Annotated in this window: 13 protein-coding genes and 1 pseudogene; 4 read left to right on the plus strand and 10 right to left on the minus strand. The window is 63.7% G+C overall.

Annotated features, from left to right (window positions below; all coding sequences use genetic code 11):
• Positions 1 to 671 precede the first annotated feature (671 nt).
• From ACLQ7E_RS04240 to ACLQ7E_RS04250, 3 genes are all read right to left on the minus strand, one after another.
• On the minus strand, positions 672 to 1,595 hold the full coding sequence (locus ACLQ7E_RS04240) for an acyl-CoA thioesterase (protein ID WP_411731310.1): 924 nt from the start codon (positions 1,593 to 1,595) through the stop codon (positions 672 to 674).
• A gap of 46 nt (positions 1,596 to 1,641) precedes the next feature.
• On the minus strand, positions 1,642 to 2,379 hold the full coding sequence (locus ACLQ7E_RS04245) for a FadR/GntR family transcriptional regulator (RefSeq protein ID WP_411731311.1): 738 nt from the start codon (positions 2,377 to 2,379) through the stop codon (positions 1,642 to 1,644).
• Positions 2,380 to 2,492: 113 nt separating this feature from the next.
• A complete protein-coding gene (locus ACLQ7E_RS04250; protein ID WP_411731312.1) occupies positions 2,493 to 3,710 on the minus strand; it encodes a CaiB/BaiF CoA transferase family protein in 1,218 nt (405 codons plus the stop codon).
• 248 nt (positions 3,711 to 3,958) lie between these two features.
• Here ACLQ7E_RS04250 and ACLQ7E_RS04255 point away from each other — a divergent pair, with 248 nt between their 5' ends.
• The 4 genes from ACLQ7E_RS04255 (at position 3,959) to ACLQ7E_RS04270 (ending at position 8,180) form a co-directional block, all read left to right on the plus strand.
• Positions 3,959 to 4,723 carry an SDR family NAD(P)-dependent oxidoreductase gene (locus tag ACLQ7E_RS04255; protein ID WP_411731313.1) on the plus strand — a complete coding sequence of 255 codons (765 nt, stop codon included), beginning with the start codon at positions 3,959 to 3,961 and terminating at the stop codon, positions 4,721 to 4,723.
• Positions 4,724 to 5,367: 644 nt separating this feature from the next.
• The gene (locus ACLQ7E_RS04260; protein WP_411731314.1) at positions 5,368 to 6,147 is read left to right on the plus strand and encodes an electron transfer flavoprotein subunit beta/FixA family protein; all 780 of its coding nucleotides are present in this window, start codon (positions 5,368 to 5,370) and stop codon (positions 6,145 to 6,147) included.
• A gap of 14 nt (positions 6,148 to 6,161) precedes the next feature.
• Positions 6,162 to 7,133: an electron transfer flavoprotein subunit alpha/FixB family protein gene (locus ACLQ7E_RS04265; RefSeq protein ID WP_411731315.1), complete on the plus strand. Its 972-nt coding sequence runs from the start codon at positions 6,162 to 6,164 to the stop codon at positions 7,131 to 7,133.
• A 111-nt stretch (positions 7,134 to 7,244) separates the two neighbouring features.
• Positions 7,245 to 8,180 (plus strand): cytochrome b/b6 domain-containing protein, encoded by a 936-nt coding sequence (locus tag ACLQ7E_RS04270; protein ID WP_411731316.1) that lies wholly within the window; start codon positions 7,245 to 7,247, stop codon positions 8,178 to 8,180.
• A gap of 1,026 nt (positions 8,181 to 9,206) precedes the next feature.
• Here the strand turns inward: ACLQ7E_RS04270 and ACLQ7E_RS04275 are convergent.
• The 7 genes and pseudogenes from ACLQ7E_RS04275 to cofG all read right to left on the minus strand — a co-directional run bounded on the left by ACLQ7E_RS04275 (position 9,207) and on the right by cofG (position 19,002).
• Positions 9,207 to 10,535, minus strand: coding sequence for an MFS transporter (locus ACLQ7E_RS04275; RefSeq protein WP_411731317.1), 1,329 nt, complete (start codon positions 10,533 to 10,535; stop codon positions 9,207 to 9,209).
• Between the two features lie 152 nt (positions 10,536 to 10,687).
• A complete protein-coding gene (locus ACLQ7E_RS04280) occupies positions 10,688 to 11,506 on the minus strand; it encodes a coenzyme F420-0:L-glutamate ligase (protein ID WP_411731330.1) in 819 nt (272 codons plus the stop codon).
• A gap of 156 nt (positions 11,507 to 11,662) precedes the next feature.
• Positions 11,663 to 12,289, minus strand: a pseudogene (gene cofC, locus ACLQ7E_RS04285) (2-phospho-L-lactate guanylyltransferase); the annotation flags it as partial.
• A gap of 351 nt (positions 12,290 to 12,640) precedes the next feature.
• Positions 12,641 to 13,660, minus strand: a complete 1,020-nt coding sequence (gene cofD / locus ACLQ7E_RS04290) for a 2-phospho-L-lactate transferase (protein ID WP_411731318.1) — start codon at positions 13,658 to 13,660, stop codon at positions 12,641 to 12,643.
• Between the two features lie 577 nt (positions 13,661 to 14,237).
• Entirely contained in the window at positions 14,238 to 15,791 is a 1,554-nt protein-coding gene (locus tag ACLQ7E_RS04295) for a flavin-containing monooxygenase (protein WP_411731319.1), read from the minus strand.
• Positions 15,788 to 16,531 carry an alpha/beta fold hydrolase gene (locus ACLQ7E_RS04300; RefSeq protein WP_411731320.1) on the minus strand — a complete coding sequence of 248 codons (744 nt, stop codon included), beginning with the start codon at positions 16,529 to 16,531 and terminating at the stop codon, positions 15,788 to 15,790. The genes ACLQ7E_RS04295 and ACLQ7E_RS04300 overlap by 4 nt, the downstream gene beginning before the upstream one ends.
• Complete coding sequence (gene cofG / locus ACLQ7E_RS04305; RefSeq protein WP_411731321.1) at positions 16,528 to 19,002, minus strand: 7,8-didemethyl-8-hydroxy-5-deazariboflavin synthase CofG; 2,475 nt, start codon at positions 19,000 to 19,002, stop codon at positions 16,528 to 16,530. The genes ACLQ7E_RS04300 and cofG overlap by 4 nt, the downstream gene beginning before the upstream one ends.
• Positions 19,003 to 19,164: the final 162 nt, after the last annotated feature.

Here is a 19,164-nt window from a genome sequence, read left to right on the forward strand (position 1 = left end):
CCCGCCCCCTCGGCCCGCTCGTAATCCCCCCCGTCCCCCCCCCGCCCCCCGGCCCTCCGCCGGTCTGGGAAATGCTGCCGGTTCCCAGCCGACAGCTCCGCTCGAGCTGTGCGGACGGCATCGGGAAGGCTGTCACCACCCACGCCAATATTGATGACGCCGCCACCCAACTCGCGGTGGATGTCGGATTCAGCCGCGCCGACCGACACCTGGTGTTGCTGGCGGTCAGCGTTTCCGGGGCGGAGCTGGCTGGCGTGCTACTTTTCCTTCCTCGGGGTTGCACGCCCATGGCGTTGGAACTGCCCGGTGCGGATCCGATTACTTCGGCCGTTGCGAGCTTCGGGATGACCGAGACCTACGGATTCCCGACCTGCCCCGTTCCCGAAGTGGCAACGTCCCGGGTCGGTCGATCGGCAGTGCGCTGCTGTACGACAATTCGAGCATCTTCATCGGCGGCTTTGACGTCTATCCGGCGGCAGTCGACGGTGCGCGGCACCAGCAGCCGCAGCCGCAGCCGCAGCCGGCACTGGCTCGGTGAGTCGTCCAACTGCCCTTGCAGGTGTCCCACAGTGGTGATTGTCGTGAGCGAGCCGATGCCAGAGAAACCGAAGGGAACGTTCGGCCAGAGCCTCTTCCGCGAGGCGCTCGCCGCCGGAAAGTTCGGCTGGAACTCAGCTCGACCTGGGCCCGGGGACGCCGGTCTGGATCCGCATGGATCCCTGCTGCGCGACCGTGCACAGCAAGGAGCCGCTGCGGGTGAACAAATCTGCAATGGCCAGGCCCCGGCCGTCCCGCAGCGCCGGCGAGTGTTGGTCGAGCAGCATCCATTCATCCGTCCGCGCGGGGGCGTGGAACCACATGGAATGATCCATTGAAAAGCCGGTGGCGCTGGAGCTGCCCCACCACAACCCATGGGGTTTCAGCACGGGATCGAGCATGCACATGTCGCTGGCATAGGCCAGCAGTGCAGAGTTGAGGGCCCGGTCGTCCGGGTCCACACCCATGGCCCGGACCCAGACCGCGGACTGCGGATGTGCCTCGGCGGTCCCGGCGGCGGCCAGCCGCGGGGGATCCGCCACGTAGCGCAGGTCGAAAGCGGACTCATCGTTCCAGTAGTCGTGGACATCGTCGAAGTCGGCCAGGGCCGCCCCGACGTTGAGGCATTGTTCCGGCGCGCGCGCCGGCGGCATTGGGGTCTGATGCGCGGGACCGCTAGCATCCAAGGCAAAAGTGAGGTCGGCTGTGAGCAACAGGCGCTCGTCCTGCCTCACCTGCACGCTGCGCCAGCAGGTGGAGCGGCCGTCTCGGACCGAAACGACGTCGATCTCCACATTCCGGCTCGAGGCTCCGGCTTCGATGAAATAGCCGTGCAGGCTCCGCACCCAGAACCCCTCCGGTACGCTTGCTGCCGCCGCGGCGAGCGCCTGGGCGACGAGCAGCCCCCCGTAGGGCACGCCCCAGGTAACCGACGGCGTGCCGCCGATGTACCTGCCGCCGCCGCGTGGAACCGGGCGCAGCAAGGTGCAGACCTCATCGAACGCCTCCGCGGCCCTGGAGAGGCTGCGCAGCCGGATTGCTTCGGTATTCGGTCTCACGTGGGTCTTGTCCTCTCGGCCGTGCCGTCCGCCCCCTCCGTCCTAGTCAGCGCGCGGACCAGGATATCGGCGTGTCGAGCACTTCGGGAAACTTGCGTTCGGCATAGCGGGCATAAGCGATGATGTGCTCGTGCATGGCAGTGGCGGAGGCTTCTGGATCGCGGGCGGCAATAGCGGCATAGATACTCGCGTGCGCCTGGTGGACGGCGCTGCGCCGGTGTTCGGGATAATCGATGCCGATGGCACTGCCGTCGAGCATCCCGAGCAGCGACTCGACGAGGTACCCGAACATCACATTGCCGGAGCCGTGCGCGATGATGTCATGAAACCGTTTGTTCATTTCCAGGAATTCGGCCTCGTCGCCGAGGCTTTCCCCCATGTGGTCCACGCTGTACTTCAGCTCCGCGAGCTGCTCCTTGCTCATGCGCGACGCGGCCAGCTGGGCCATCATCGGTTCCAGAGCCGTCCGCGATTCGGCAATGGTGCGGAACGGTGCGTTCTCGAACTGCAAGAGCAGAGTCAGCGCGGTCGCCAGCCCGCTGCCGTCTGGCTGCTGCACCACCGGACCGCCACCCGGGCCCGGGCGCAGCGCGATGACGCCCTGCAGTTCCAGGAAGCGCAGCGACTCCCTCAGTGTTCCGCGCCCGATGTTGTATTCCTCAAGCATCACCCGCTCCGACGGAAGGCGGTCGCCGACAGTGTTGCCGCGGCGTTGGATGTCAGAGACGATGCGCTGGGCCACGAGCATCGCCGTCTTTTGCGGACGCAGTGTTACCTGGGACATTGGAATTCCTCCACTCACCGAAATCCCTGGAGTGCCGGGTCCGGTAAATCATTAGTATGGTTAGGGGAGATATAGCGCCTTCGAACTGGATTGGAGCTGAAGGACCGAGTGGGTCACGCCCTGGAAATCACGGCGTCGAAGGCGAGCCTGTCCAAGGTTGGCGCATCCATTCCGAGTTCATCGCCGAGGATGGCCGAAGTATGCTCGCCGACTGAGGGGACTCCCTCGTAGACCGGCCCCGCAGTGCCTGCCACATGGAGGATCGGGCCGGTCATCATGGCATTGCCCAGGACGGTACCGGTCAGTCCGACGAGCGTGCGCTCCAGGAAGTGGGGATCCTGCATGATATCGCTGGAATCATTGACTGCGGCGGCGACGACTTCATGATCCTCGAGCGTGCCCAGGACCTTTTCTCGGGGCATGGAGGCAACCCAGGACTTGACGATCTCCTGCAGGGAGTCATTGTTGGCCATCCGCGCGGGGTTGGTGGCGTAACGCTCGTCGGTTTTCAGCTCCGGACGCCCCATCGCGTCGAAAAGCCGCATGGCGATCGTCTGCGCGGAGGCTGCGATCGAGAGCCAGGCTCCATCGCCGGCTTGGTAGATCCCTCGCGGGGACGCGGAGCCGGAGGTGTTGCCCACCCGGGTCATGATGGTGCCGGTGGAAGTGTAATTCAGCAACGCATCCCCCAGGATGAACATCAGCGGCTCATACAGGGCCACATCCACTTCTGAGCCGACGCCACTGATTTCGCGTCGGTAAAGGGCCATGGCCGTTCCGAATGCGGCGGAAATGCCGGCAATCGAATCCGCGAAGCCGAAGGGCGGGGAGGTCGGAGGGGTGTCAGGCCACCCGTTCAGGAACGCGTAGCCGCTTGCCGTCTCGGCAACTGTGCCAAAGCCGGGGCGTCCGCTGTAGGGGCCGGTCTGTCCAAAACCGCTGACCCGGGTCAGGACCAGGCCGGGGTTTTCCTTGGAGAGCACGTCATATCCCATGCCCCATGCCTCGAGACGTCCGGGGCGGAAGGACTCGATAACAACGTCGGCATTGCGGATAAGATCCAGCGCGATTGCGCGTCCCTCCGGCTTGCGAAGGTCAATGCCGACAGAACGCTTTCCGGAGTTCAGGCGGGCGAAGCCTAGTGCGAGTCCGTCTTTCTGCGGCTGCCACTGGCGGGCGAAGTCCCCACTTTCCGGGTCCTCGACCTTGATGACCTCCGCGCCAAAGTCGCGCAGCATGCGTCCCGCGGTTGGGGCTGCGTACATCGACCCCAATTCGACGACCCGCACTCCGTTGAGCAGGCCCGGGGATTCGGTCTTGGGCTGATCCATTGCAGCGTCACCATCTCTTCTTTGATTGGCTACCTAGAAAGTAGTAATAATGATAATAGATTAGCAGATTCTGGCCGAGTCCGGCAGTGCCGGCGACGGGAATCTGCGGTCGGCCTTCGGGGGGTGTTCAATTCTATGATTATCATAGTGATACTTATATGTTTCGCGATGGCGAGAGCTTGTCCGACTGTGGTCGGGCATGCGGACCTGCCGGCGCGGGCACAAAGACTACCTTTTAGGGGGAGCAGATGCCTAGTGAAATCCCGAATGCTTTTGATCTTGAGGGGCGAGTCGCACTGGTGACGGGCGGGAGCCGCGGACTGGGCAGGGCCATGGCCCTTGGGTTCGCGCGGGCCGGGGCTGATGTTGTCGTGGCCAGCCGCGACGGTGCCGCCTGCGAGGAATTTGCGCGGGAAATTGAAGGGGAGACTGGCCGGCAGGCCATGGGCATCGGGGTCCACGTTGGCCATTGGGACGACTTGGAAAAGCTTGTCGAGGCCAGCTATGGGCGGTTTGGCAAGGTTGACGTCCTGGTCAACAACGCCGGCATGTCTCCGCTCTACGACTCGGTGGAGACGGTCAGTGAGCAGCTCTTTGACAAGGTGCTCGACGTGAATCTCAAGGGGCCCTTCCGACTTGCCGCCTTGGTCGGAACCAGGATGGCGGCTGGCGCGGGCGGTTCCATTATCAACATAACGAGCGCGGCCGCGGTTCACCCCAAGCCGCACGTCTTGCCCTATGCCGCGGCCAAAGCGGGACTGAACGCGCTCACCATCGGATTGGCCCACGCCTTTGGCCCCTCCGTTCGCTGCAATGCCATCATGGCGGGCACTTTCCTGACGGACGTAAGCAAGTCATGGGACGAAGATGCCTTTGCCCGACGCGCACAGTCCTTCGCCATGGGTCGAGGGGGTCAGCCCGATGAGATTGTCGGAGCGGCGATCTATCTAGCCAGTGACGCGTCGAGTTACACGACCGGTTCCATTCTCACAGTGGATGGTGGCCAGCCCTGATTGAGGGGCAAAATGATCACTGAAAATAATCTATGGTCATGATAAGCATCTTTCTGTTATCGTGGTCACATCGTACGGGTTTCACGGGTCCATCACGGAAGGCAGGCGATGATGATGATCAGGCAGCAGGGACTAGCTAGCGAAACGATCGGTCCTGGCTCGGCGTTTCCCACGCAGCCTTCGCCCGCGCAAATCGGCGCGATGGACCTGCGGAAGCGCACCATGGCCGCCGCACCCTTTGGCCATCGGCAATCGAGAAGGGTCCTGGTCCGGCCCGCAAGAGCTAATCGAAACGGGAAGAGCGGGTCGCAGGCATCGGCCCGGTGGCACTGGGCCGTGTGGGCATATCGGACCCGAGTATCCATGGAGGGTTCAATCATCAATTGCCGCATGCGTACATCCTCGGGGACGTCCACGCGCCATGCCGCTTGGTCTTGGCCACCCGACAGTCGGTCGCGTTGTCACAACGACTTGGAATCCCGGTGGCCTCCCTGCACTCAGACAAGCCCGGGAACGAAACGAACAACGTGCGTATCCAGGGCCAGCCACGCGCTGCGGAAGAACCGCTCGCGGCTACTACCCACCGGCAACCACCAGATCCCAAATCCACGAAGGAATTGGACGCAAGCAAAGGAAGAGAAGCAATGAAAATCATCGTCCTCGTTAAGCAGGTGCCGGACACATATGATGAGCGTCGGCTCAACACGCAGACCGGCCGCGTAGACCGGGGCGCGAGCGAAGCCATCGTTGACGAGATCAGCGAACGCGCACTCGAGGTGGCGCTCCGGTACAAGGATTCACACAAGGGAACCCACATCACCGTCCTCACCATGGGACCGGAATCCGCCACCGCGGCGCTGCGCAAGGGACTCTCCATGGGCGCCGACGCGGCCATCCACCTGCTTGACGAGGCACTGTCGGGGGCCGACATGGGCCAAACCGCGGCGGTGCTTGCCGCCGCGCTGCCTTCCAACGAATACGATCTCGTCATCGCGGGCAACGAATCCACGGATGGCCGGGGAGGTGTCGTTCCGGCGATGATCGCCGAGCACTTGGGGCTTCCGCATCTCAGCTTCCTCGATACGGTCGAGATCGCCGAGGATTCCATCGGCGGAGAGCGCGCCACCGAATATGGAAGCCAGGATGTGCGTGCCAGCCTACCCGCGGTCATCACGGTCACGGAGCGCGCGGCCGAGGCCCGCTTCCCCAACTTCAAGGGCATTATCACCGCCAAGCGCAAGCCCATGAATGTGTTGACTCTGGCCGACCTCGATCTGGACGGCTCCGGAGTCCTGGCCGGGGGACGCTCGGTCGTCTTAACCACCAGCAAACGCCCGGAACGTACAGCCGGAACCAAAATCGTCGACGAGGGGAATGCCGGCGATCAGCTCGCCGATTTCCTCACCGCCAATCGCCTGATCTAACGGAGGAACCGAATATGTCCAACGTACTCGCTCTCATCGAGACTTCGACCGCCGGCGAAATCCGCGGTACCGCTGCCTCGATTCTCGCCGCCGCCGCAAAACTCGGCAACCCTGTTGCCGTTGTCACGGTCCCCCCAGGTGCTTCCGACGGGATTGTTGACCACCTCGGTTCCCTTGGTGCCGCACAGGTCTATCTTGCAACAGGCGAACAGGTGGGCCGGCTGCTGGTCACGCCGCAAGTCGAAGCCCTCGCCGCAGCGGCGGCGGAGCTGGAACCGGTCGCCATTCTGACGGTGAACTCCGTCGAAGGCCGCGACGTTGCCGGCCGTCTTGCGGTCCGTCTGCGAGCCGGGTTGATTGGCGACGCAGTGGACCTGCGTCTTGACGGGGACGCTGTGGTAGCTGTCCATTCGGTCTTTGGCGGCGCCTACAACGTAGAGTCCATGGTCACCGGCGGTCCAGCCGTGATCACCGTTCGCCAGGGCGCGATCGATGGCCGTGCCGTACCCCAGACCGCCGCCGTGAAGGCCGTATCGGTGACCGCCGATGTAAAGGTCTCCGGACTCATCCTTGGTGTCAAGGACGCCGTGGCGACCTCGAGCCGCCCCGACCTGCGGGGGGCGGACAAGGTGGTCTCCGGTGGACGCGGCCTGGGTTCGAAGGAGAACTTCGTGCTGGTCGAACAGCTCGCCGATGCACTGGGGGCTGCCGTGGGTGCCTCGCGGGCCGCCGTCGATGCGGGCTACGTACCGCAAACGATGCAGGTCGGACAGACGGGGACTTCCGTCTCCCCGCAGCTCTACATTGCACTCGGCATCTCCGGGGCAATCCAGCACCGGGCAGGAATGCAGACGTCGAAGACCATCATCGCGATCAACAAGGACGCTGATTCGCCGATCTTCGACATTGCCGATTTCGGCGTCGTCGGCGACATCTTTGCCGTCGTGCCGCAGCTGGTCAAGGCCATCGAGGCCCGCGCCAGCTAGTCCACCCTTCCCGGCCGGACGGCGTCCGGCCGGGAACACGGGTCCTGTCGTATTTCAGTTTCAAATCTCCATCCGACGCACGCCGTCCATTCCAGAGAGACACGTAGCCACATGTCCACATCGACTTCGACTAAATCCGCGGCTTCCAAAGGCAAGTGGTTCAAGCTGGTTTGGATCCTGCCGGTAGCCCTCATGGTCCTCTTTGCCGTCGTGTTGGCAGCCAAGGGACTCCGCGATCTCCCCGCTGTGCAAACCTTCCTGACGCAGTATCCCGGTGAATCCGAATTGCCGCAGGGGACGCCCGTCGGATTCCCCCCATGGCTTTCCTGGCAACACTTCCTGAACGCGCTATTCATCCTTTTGATTATCCGCAGCGGTTGGCTGGTGCGAACCACCACTCGGCCACCGGCCTACTGGACCCGCAACAACAAGGGACCCATCCGCACCAAGACGCCGCCCACCAAGATGAGCATCCACCTCTGGCTCCACCAGAGCCTCGATGCTCTGTGGATCCTCAACGGGGTCGTTTTCTACATCTTGATCTTCGCAACCGGGCAGTGGAAGCGGTTGGTCCCGCACAGCTGGGACATTTTTCCCAACGCGTTGTCGGCCGTGCTGCAGTACGCCTCACTGGATTGGCCATCGGAGAACGGCTGGGTCAACTACAACGGTCTTCAACTTCTGGCCTATTTCACCACGGTCTTCATCGCGGCTCCCCTGGCCATTGCCACCGGATTGCGGATGTCATCGGCTTGGCCCAAGCACACCGCGAATCTCAACAAGATCTATCCGATCGAGGTTGCACGGAAACTGCACCTGCCGGTCATGCTGTACTTCGTCGGTTTCATTGTCGTGCACGTGACCCTGGTTTTTGCCACGGGTGCGCTGCGCAACCTCAACCACATGTACGCCGCTCACGACGGGGGAGGCTGGACGGGCTTCTGGTTCTTCGCGGCATCCCTGGTCGTGATGATCATCGGATGGATCGCAGTGCGGCCCATCCTGCTGCGGCCGATCGCATCACTCACCGGGTCCGTCACGAAATAGCTAAACGACGACCGGGCACCCGGTAGCCCCACGCATGGCCAGACGCAACCGTCTGGCCATGCGTCTGCCGTTGGCGGGAATTTGTCCGCCCGCGGCGAGGAACCTGGTGAGCCTCTTGGCGGCGCCGTCGAAGGCCCTCCGACGCCCCAGAACCCTAGCGGCTTGCCGGGCCATCGGCATCGTTTCCTCCCGCTGCCTCCACGATCCGGTGGTTGCCTCCTACGGCGTCCTCCTGGACCGGAAATGGGTGGATGGTTTCGGTTCTCGGTCACCGGGTGCCGTACGTGAAATGTCACTGCTCCACGACCTCGTGGAAGGATCCGGGAAACGCTGCCTCCCGCAAGCCACTGGCCACCCCGAATCCCACCGCGGGAAACCGTGTCCGTGAGCGGCCAGGGGGCGTTGTCATCGACCGCCACGTTCATGCCGTCCACGAGTTGCGGCTCCTCGGAGGATCCCTGGGTCAGACGGGCCCCGGTGATATCGACCAAGCGCCAGGATGGCAGGCCGCCGAGCCTGCGGGAGGGACTCCCGGCGCCGGAACGGCCGCCCTTGGCCGCCTTCGACCTTCCACGACATCGGAGTGCCCGCACGGTAAACGATTTGCGCTAGGATCCGCGGTAGCCGTGGCGGAGCCAACGGGATCGCCGCGATGGCCAGCCGAATCCCGGGCTGGCCACTGGCCACCGGACGTGGGCGAAGTTCAAGAATGCATTTGCCCCATGCCCCATGCCCCATGCCCCATGCCCCACGAACCCGGCTGACGCCGTTATCGGTTCCGTCGGGACGTCGGCGTCCACGTGGTTTCCCTGCGGGTCTCATCTGGCCGCAATGGCAAGCCGTGGACGCGACGCACGGCTTCGGGACCGCGTGCGGAAAGCGGGGGGCATAGGGTCTTGATGGAAGCCTGCATCGCGGGGCACGCCTTCGTCAAACGCAGACTGGCGCGATTGCGACAAACCTCGGGTTGGTCCGCGGCCAACGGCGTGGTCCGGCTGGAGTCGGAAGGCACCTGCAGCGCCGGTGCTAGTGCAGGGGTTCTCCGGGCTTGGCATAACGGCGAATGGTGAGCAGCGTGAGCAGCGTGATCATCGCGGCACCCATCAGGAAATAGGCCGGGGAACGTGCGTCTCCGGTTTGGATCACGAGAAGCTGTACGAGGAACAGTGCCGTCCCTCCGAAGATGGCCCCGCCGATGTTGTAACCGATGGCGAAGGTTGCCATCCGGGTTCGCGACGACGTGAACTCGGTGAAGAAGCAGATGACGACCGCGACGGACCCGCCCAGGCCGACGGCCATGATGGCCAGTGCCAGGATCACCAAACCGAGGGATCCGGAGGATAGCAACGCGAAGATCGGCCAGCCAAGCACGAGGAAGTACACCGCTGAGGCCACGGCCACCTGTTTCCTGCCGAGGCGGTCGGAAAGCAGCCCAACCAACGGGTGAAGGGCGACACTTAGCCCCAAGCCGATTGTCGTGGCCAGAAAAGCATCCTGGCTGGAGAAGCCCTGTCCCTTGAGGTATGTGGGGAAGTAGGAAAGAAAAACGAAGTTCGCCGAGAACGTCAGCGCCACTACCGTGGTGCCCTGGACGATGAGCCACGGCGTTTCAAGCAGGGCCTCACGCAGGGGACGCTTGGACAGTTCGCCCTCGCGCCGAAGTTTAATGAAGACAGGGCTCTCTTCGAGCTTAAGCCGGAGGTAGATGGCCACCGCGCCCAGTGGCAGTGCCAGCAGAAACGGGATGCGCCAACCCCACACGTCGAAGGCCTCGTCAGGCACCAGCGCGGTGACCAGCAGCACTACCGTGGAAGCCATGAGGAAGGAGAATGTCGCGCCGCTCTGGAGGAACGCCGTATAGAAGCCGCGGCGCTTGGGAGGGGCGTGCTCGGCGATGTAGGTGACCACGGAGATGACCTCGCCGCCGGCGGAGAAGCCCTGGACCAGTCGCAGGACCACCAAGAGCACAGGAGCCGCGATGCCGATCGCGGCTTCGGTTGGCAGGATTCCCACGAGGAAGGTGCTGATGGAAATCGTTGTCACGGAAATGACGAGGACGGTCCGCCGGCCTGCCCTGTCGCCAAGCGGTCCCAGGATCAGGCCTCCGAGCGGACGCATGAAATTGGCGACACCAAAGACCGCGAAGGCGGACAAGATGCCGAGTGCCGGATCTTCGCTGGGAAAGAACACCCGGGCGATTGAGGCCGCCAAGAGGCCGTAGAGGGCATAGTCGTAGAATTCCACGACCTGGCCGGCCACGCCGCCGGCGACGATGCGGTGGATATCCTTCTTGGACGGCGGCGGAGCCGTTCCGGTCGATGTGCCGGCCGTTGATGACGCTGAAGTGGAAGTCATCGATGTGACCCTCTCGTAGTTCCCTCGGACCATTCCGACGAATGATTAATTAGGAATATGTATTTTCATTGTTTTTCGGGGAGGCCGGTGTCCCGACCCGAAAGGGTTGCGCGGCGGGCCTTGAGTTCACGGTGGCCGCTCCGGTTCCCCGGTCAGCGGGAAATCTTCGACTCGGACGGTTCAAGGAGACTGGCGGCGGCTTGTCCATCGGCGAACCCCTGGGCGTAGGCCTCGTCGCTGCCGAGCCGGAACATGTCGATTTCAGCGGGGCGCACGAGGGAACGCGCAGTGGAATGCGGCTCGGATCCACCAAGGTCCGCCAGGACCAGGTGGCCCAGTCCCCGCACCAGCGCCACGGGCCGACCACTGGCCTTGCCCTTGACCAGGTCGGCGGCGCCAGCGATTTCGTCGGCAACCGCGGCGGCCGACGCGGACAGCAGGTTGCCGTGGGCGTCGCGGGTGCCCCGGTAGTCCTCCAACACGCGCAGGCCGGCGGCGCCGATGGCTGCATCGGTTTGTCCTTCGCGCCACGGACGTCCGAGGGTGTCGGAAAGAATTACCCCGAGGGTAACGCCGAATCGAGCCCGCAGCGCAACGCATAGCCGATGGGCGGAGGCATCGGGGTTCTCGGGCAGCAGGAGAACTGTTCCGTTCGGGGTGTTGCTGTTGTCCACGCCAGCCGCAGCCAGAACCAAGCCCTGGCGATTTTCGACGATCCGGGTGAGGCCACCTGGATGCTTGCGGCTCGCCACGAGCCGAACGGTCTCCGCCGTGATGGCATCCTCTCGATTGGCCGCGTTGACGTGGCGTCCTTCGGCCTTGGACACGATCTTGCTGGTGACCACCAGAATATCCCCGTCGCAGATGCCCTCCGGAGCGACCGCCGCGGCGTTGCCGATGAGCTTCGCCAGGTCATCTTCGGGAAGGATTTCGGGAATTCCGGCGAGGGCGGAGACGAGTAGGTTGGGCATGAGATCCCCTTCGAAGTTGGAGGAATTGGAGTAGTTGCTCGAATCCGGTCGCTTGGACCGGACCGGCAGTGGAAACGTGCGTCCGGTGGCCGCGCCACGGCCCAGGGAAGGCCAGAGATTGCCCTCCATGGCCGCAAACTCAGTGGACACGCCCGCGCCGCGCTGTAGCGCCCGAAGCAGGTCCGTACTGGTGTCGACATCTTGGCGGATCGTGGAACTGGCAGGAACCTGCAGGACCGCGTGTCCGGCCAACCGGTGCTGTCGACATGAATCGATCCCGAAGTGCGGAGAGACCGGAGCCCCGGGCAGGGCGGAAATCAGCGTGCTGCCGGAACCTCCGCCGTCGGGCACCACACCCAGCGGGACTTCCCTGGCCAGCTTGAGCGCGGCAGCCAGGTCGCGGGGGCGCAGACACGGGAGGTCGCCGGTCACCACGGCTACCGGGCTGAGGGCATCCCGGGCTCGCGCCCACTCGATACCGGAAGCGACTGCAGCATTCAAGCCAGTCCCGGGGTCCTCCACCAGGAAGACCCCGGGAAGACCAAGGGTTGGGCTCGGGTCCGACGAGACAACAACGATGCAGCCCACGTCGGCGACGGCATTCATGGCGCCAACCGTGTCCCGGAGGAACGCGAGTGCCAGCCGGCGGCGTAGCCCCGCCCCCAGCCCCGCAAGTCCCCCGCTGGCCTGGCCGAGCCTGCTCTTTGCGGCCGTCCCGCCCTTGAACGGGACCACGATGGTCCAAGGCGGCAGGGGGGCTGCATTAGTGGTTCGTGACTGCACGAGGTATTCCTTTCCGCTTGCGTTGCTGCTGTTTTACCGGCATGGCCCGATGCCGTGGATCATGCGCTCAAGCCCGGAATCCGCTTTCTCCGGGCGGTTGTCGGCGCCCTCCTGCAACGTCGTCCGGGTACTCTCCGCCTCTAACTTCACCCGAGATGCCTGGACGTGGTCGGTTCCGCTGTGCAACATCAGACGGGACACGGCGTGGGCGGTGCGGACTCCCCGCATGGCGGGTCCCGGTCGGTCGGGATGAGTGGTGGTCATGGGCGGTAACTCCAAGCGGTGCCTGTTGAAACGAATGGGTCGCAATTGCTGCGCCAGAGCTGGAGCTGCCTTTGGGGAGTCACCTGCTCAGGAGGGGACGGAGGCGAACGCCAGATCGATTGCGGCGCCTGCCATGGCGGCGGTCGTCGGAACGTCGGTCATCCACAGGGGAACGGCGGCGGCTCGGATGCCGGTCTGGGCAAGTGGAGGCACTGCCCATTCGTCACTGGTATCGACGAGCCAGCCGTCCAATAGGCCACCGTCATTCCTGGCACCGTAATGGAGGGCGACATCGAGGGCGGTTGACGGGACTCCAATGGTTTCCAAGCACTGGTCCGCCATGCCCCGCACGGCTGCCCCACCGATTATCGGGGAAACGCCCACTACCTGTGCAGAAGTCTCCCGTATCGCTTCACGTATCCCGGGGACCGAAAGAATGGTTCCCACCGAGACAACGGGATTCGACGGAGGGATGACAATGAGGTCGGCCGAGCGGATCGCGTCGATCGCGCCCCGTGATGCGGTTGCTGTTTCCAGCCCTACCTGAACGAATTCACTGGCCCGCGCGGCGGATCGGTATCTGACCCACCATTCCTCAAAGTGGATGAGATCGCCGGCGCTGTGCTCGTCGCGATCTTCGGCGAGCCGAACGTGTGTTTCCACCGGATCGTCGCTCATGGGCAGGAGATTCACGCCTGGTTTCCATCGTTGACACAGGAATTCCGTGGCTTCGGTCAATGTTGCACCTTGGCGCAGGAGATCGGTGCGGACAATATGCGTGGCGAGATCCAGATCGCCTAACGTGAACCAGCTCCAGCCCCGCCCATACGCGGCTATTTCGCTGGATGTCCGCTGGCTTTCGGAGGCGCGACCCCATCCCTGTTCCTCGGCGACACCGCCACCAAGCGTGTACATCAGGGTGTCAAGATCGGGGCAGACGCGGAGTCCGTTAAGCCACATGTCGTCGCCGGTGTTTGCCACGACGTTCACTTCCACATCCGCCCCGTCGTTCCCGCGGATGGACCGGTTTTCGGCGAGATGGGAAAGCAAGCCGCGCACAAATCGCGCGCCGCCAACCCCTCCGGCCAACACCGTGATTCTCTTCATGCCGCACGTTCCTTTCTGCTTCGGGCCATGGTCTTCTGGTTCGGTGGAACTGGATGCCGTGGATCGACAGCGGCGCAATCCTCAGCCCAATACTCATTAATGTAATTCATTATCATGATCTTGCCTAGTGTGGCGGACCGGGCGGGTCCCTGTGGCGGGTATCCGATTCCCAGGACCGCGAGTGGGGGAGTAGTCCCAACGCCGTTTGCCGTCGACCGTCCCGAACCCAACGCCTTTGGTTTTCCGTGCTGGACAAGTGATTCAGGTGGGGGATTCGGCAGGCCCGTTGAGTGGAAAGGACGAGAGCACGCACACGCTTCGTGAATCTGCCCAAGCTCCAATACGCCGCGTCCTGCACATACCACGATGCATGGAAAGCCGCGATTACTCGCATCTTGCGGTTTCTCCGATTCTTGACCGAGCCCCCGCGCGAGGTCCGGACGTATGCGGCCTGAAAGGAAGGCTCTCCCATCCACGCAGTTTCAAGGGCGATGTTTCTGGCGTGTTGGCTCACTTCTGCGGAGGATTCCTTTGCAGGCATGTGCACCTCATCCATCCTCGTTGCGAATCGTTGTTGTCACGGCTGCGCTGTCACTGACGAACCCTCGTCCGCTTTGGTGTCGGGGCCCATGGGTCCCGGCGCTGGTTCGATGTCCCTCCCGAGCTGGGCATAGACGGCCGGGTTGAAGCTTCCGTTGCGCCTGCGGAAGTCGGCGGCCGGACCGGGCCAGATCAAGCTGAGGCGCCGGGTCTTCTCATCCAGGTACCAACTGTCGCAGCCGCCGCGAATCCAGACGGTGTTTTCGCTCAAGGCTTGGATCTGTGAATCGTATGTTTCCGCGTGTTCCTCCAGGACGTCCAAGGGGCGGCGACCGGTGTGGGACCAGTAGTCCACGCCGCCCAGGATGTATTTGATCTGCGTCTCGATCATGACCACGGCAGAATTGTGTCCGAGGCTGGCGTTGGGCCCGTTGATCACGAACATGTTCGGAAATCCCGGGACCACGGTGGAGGCAAAGGCCTGCATTCCCTCGGACCACCGCTCGGACAAGAGCATGCCGCCGACTCCCCGCACGCGATCCGCATACGGCTGGTGGGTGGATTGGAAGCCTGTCGCATAGATAATCGCGTCCGTTTCGACGCGCTTGCCGTCCGCCGCCACCAGCGCATGCGCCTCGACGCGTTCGAGCGCCGAGGACACCAAGGTGACGTTTGGCTGCTGCAAGGCAGGGTAGTAGGTGTCTGACAGCAGGACCCGCTTGCAGCCTAATTCGTACTCGGGCGTCAACTGGGCTAGGAGGCCTGCATCGTGCACTTGGGTCGACAAATGCCCCAAGGCCCTGACGCGAGCCGCCTCGAGTTGTTCGGGAATCAACGCCCGCGCCGCAAAGCCCTCTTCTTGTTTCCAGAACAGGCGCGCCCGCAGGGCATCCATGGCCTCCGGAATGCGGTTGAACATTCGCCGTTCGGCAGTGCCATAGCCGTGGTCGTTGCGGGGAACAATGTAGGGCGCGGTGCGCTGAAGCACCGTCACGTGTTTGGCCGTTTGGGCCAGGTGAGGGACCAGCTGTACAGAGGATGCGCCGGAGCCGACGACCGTGATGCTGCGTCCCCGGGGGTCGAAGGAACTCTCCCACGCGGCGGAGTGGAAGGAAGGTCCCTGGAATTGCTGCATGCCGGGCACCTCCGGGAACCGCGGTTCACTCAGCCTTCCGCAGGCCACGACCAGGAGCAGGGCCCGGTGGACGCGGTTCCCCGACGTGATCTCCCATAGCCGGTCGGCCTCGTTCCAATGCATCGACTCGATGTCGACACCAAGCTTGAGATGTTCCCCGAGGCCCTCGGCCCGGACCGCGTCCTGCAGGTACTGCTGGATCTCCGCACCTTGGGCAAAGAACCTGCTCCACGACGGGTTGGGGCGAAAAGAATAGGAATACAGGTGGGAGGGTACATCGCAGGCGACGCCGGGATATACATTGTCGCGCCAGGTCCCGCCGACCTGGTCCCGACGTTCGAAGATCGTGAAATCCCGATACCCGGCTCGTCTGAGCTGAATGCCCAAGCCGATCCCGGCAAATCCCGCTCCAACAATGGCCAAGGCCTGCGGAGGCTCGACGGGTGCCGCGCTCATGCCGGCTCCGGGGCAAGGACGCTCCCGGGAGGGAACTCCGCTGGAAAGCCCATGAATCGTTCCAGGTGATTCAGCAATTCAAACGGCCTTTCACCCAGTACGGCGTGGCCCGCATCGATTTCGACGTACCGGGCGTTCTCAATGCCACCGAACAACAATCGGCTTTGCGCCAGGGTGGCAAACTCATCTCGGGTGCACCCCACAACGAGCGTGGGGATTTCGACGTGGTCCAGAAGGCCGGTCAGGTTCACGGTGCCGCATCGACCGAGCACGGAGGCAAGCAGGGGGATGTTCGCGGTTTGGCTCGGCGCGTCCCAGTTTTCAGCGTGCTTCATGACCAGTTCCACGCTTCGGACGCCCCACCCTGCACCCCCGGATCCCGCCTGTTCAGTCATGTGCCAGAGAGATGCCAGTTCAAGCATTTTCGCGGGGGGCCTGATCCACCCGGCGACCAGTGCCAAGCAGCGACTTGCCTCCGGGTTCCGGGCAACGAACATGAGCGCAGCGCAACTGCCCAGTCCGTAACCGAGAATCGCCGGACGGATCCCCCTTGTTGCCAGGGAACGGACGGCTTCGTGGATGCGGCCGACCATTTCCTCCAGGTCCGGGGACGACGCGGTGAGATCTACGTGGATGGTCTCGTGCGTCCGCGCCAGCATCGAGGCAATCACGGGGGGCGTTGTGGAGAAGTAATCTTCCCCGAATCCCACGGTGACGACGGGGCCGTCCACGACGATCACCGCCGCCTGACGGTGGACCCGGAGCCGTCAACCGTTCCATAGCTTGTGGTGCGCTGGCGGACGGGCCGGAGTAACCGACGTTCTATCTCGCGGATGGTGTCACCCGTCAGTTCCCGCCCGTGTTCGGCTCCGGCCCAAGGCACGGCGCGGCCATCGAGCAGTGTTCCGCCCAGGTCGTTGGCCCCGCAGCGCAGCATTTCCACGACGGCATTGGAATCCAGCCGGGTCCAGGGAACCTGCAGATGCTTGATGGAGCCGTGGATGATGAGCCTGGATACGGCAAACACCGCCCGGTGTTCATCCAGGCGGGAGCGCCCGGCAACGAGGGACTGCTCCGACCCCTGGGCCTCCATGAGGACCAGCTCGTTGAACCCGCCGGTCTGTTCCTGGATTGCGACCAGGGCCTTGAGGTGGGCGACGCGCTGGCTGGCGGTTTCACCCAACCCGTACACCATGACTGAGGTTGACTTGAATCCGGTGCGATGGGCCGCCGATATCGTTGATACCCACTCGGGGGTGTATAGATCCTCGGGTGCGACCCGCGAGCGATGCTCTTCGTCCAGCAGCTTCACGCCCGTGCCCGGCACGGTATCCACGCCGGAATCCTTCAGCCGAAGCAGGTAGTCCTCGACCGCAAGATCAAGTCGGCGCGCCCCGTCCACGATGTCGGCGGGTCGGTAGGCGTGGATGTGCAGCTCTGGCGCCGCCTCCCGGATCGACCGTATCGCATCGAGATACAGCGCTGCGGGCTGGTCTGCGGGGACGGTGCCCTGAAGGCAGAGCTCTGTTGCTCCTAGGCTCACCGCGTCACGGACGACATCCTGGACGTCGCCTAGGGTGATGTTCCCGGGGCGTGGGGTCGCGGACAGAAGGGCCGACGATAGGTTTCTGTTGACAACAACGCTGATGCTCTCCCCGACCGTGTACCTGCGGAGGTTGTCTGCCAATGCCGCCAATCTGTCGAGGTCATCCCCTTGCGCGGTCATCAGCAGTGCATAGTCATCCTCGCTGAGCGCCGCAGGGGCCAGATCGCCCCGACGCAGCGCCGCATGCATGCTTGTGCCCGGTGTCGCGGGGATGCCCAGCATCGTGCGGCCGGCAGATTTTCGGACGTCTGGAGCGCTCGGACCCTGGTCTGCCTCCGGGCCGGAGTTCTGCGCCGTGGGGCGGCGCTTTTCGGTGGCCAGGCCGTTCTGGGTGTCCACGAGCGGCGTGATCGACCCCAGGAGGCGCGGATCGATCCAGGTGGAGGCTTCGTGAATGTAATTGGGGTACACCGTCAACCGCTCACGCAGCGCATATCCGGCAGCCGCGGTTTTTTCTGCAAGGTTTGCAATCGACGGCCAAGGGCGTTCGGGGTTCACATGGTCCGCGGTCAGCGGGCTAATGCCGCCCCAATCATCGATTCCTGCCCGGACCAGGAGTGCGTGGGAAGCGTCGTCGGCCAGGTTTGGTGGAACCTGGATGCGTACGTCGATTCCCAGCACGAGGCGGGCGGTGGCCACTGCAGCGAGGTATTCGACGAAACCCAGGTCCGGTGCACCGTGCATGGCTGTGGCCGGCTTGGCCCGAAAATTCTGGACAATGACTTCTTGGATATGGCCGTGCTTGACGTGGGAATCACGAATGGCCAGCAGCGATTCTGCCCGGTCGCGATCGGTTTCCCCGATGCCCACGAGGATCCCGGTAGTCAGCGGGACCTTGGCGACCCCGGCATCTTCGAGGACCTGCAACCTGACGCTGGGTTCCTTGTCGGGAGATCCATAGTGCGCCCTGCCCTTGACCGCCCACAGGTCATTGGATGTGGTTTCCAGCATCATGCCCATCGAAGGAGCCACGGGCCGCAACCATGCCAGCTCGGCTGCCGTCATGACGCCGGGGTTCAGATGTGGAAGCAGCCCCGTTTCCTGCCGGACGAGTTCGGCCATGTCCCGGACGTAGTGCAGGGTTGATTCGTATCCGCGGGAATTGAGCCATTCACGTGCTTCGGGCCAACGATCTTCGGGGCGGTCGCCCAACGTGAACAGCGCCTCCTTGCAGCCCATCGCAGCTCCTTGTGCTGCAATGGCCACGATCTGGTCCGCCGACATGTACAGCGGCTTTGCCTGCTTCTTGAGCTGGCCGGGAGACTGCACAAAGGTGCAGTAGTGGCACCTGTCTCGGCAGAGGTTGGTGATGGGCAGAAACACCTTTTTCGAGAAGGTGAGGGTCTTGGGCCGGCCCGCGCGATCCAGTCCGTCGTCGCGCATCCGTGAAGCGAGCAGCAACATGGCTTCCAGGGAATCTCCGCGCGCCAGCAGCAACGATTCGATCTCGACGGCCGTGAGGCGGGCGCCCAAGCCCGGGGTTGCGGAACCCGAGTATTCCCGATCGACCGCTTCAAGCAGTTCGGCGTTCCGCGCTTCAACGTCCGGATCATAGCCCGCGCCGACAGGCAACGTTTGGGGCAGCGAATATGCATTCGGGGTCATGAAATCGCCTCACAATCGATCGGAGGGTGAGCCGTGACACACCCTGATTGTGTTCAGGCTATCCCGGGTTGTGAGGGAAGTTGAAAATGGGGTCTGGAGTGAGAAGCGCGTGGCGTGCGCCACTATCTCGCGCCGGCGTGGTATCGGACGCCATGACTGGCT

It is taken from the genome of Paeniglutamicibacter sp. (assembly GCF_046714615.1).
Taxonomy (GTDB): domain Bacteria; phylum Actinomycetota; class Actinomycetes; order Actinomycetales; family Micrococcaceae; genus Paeniglutamicibacter.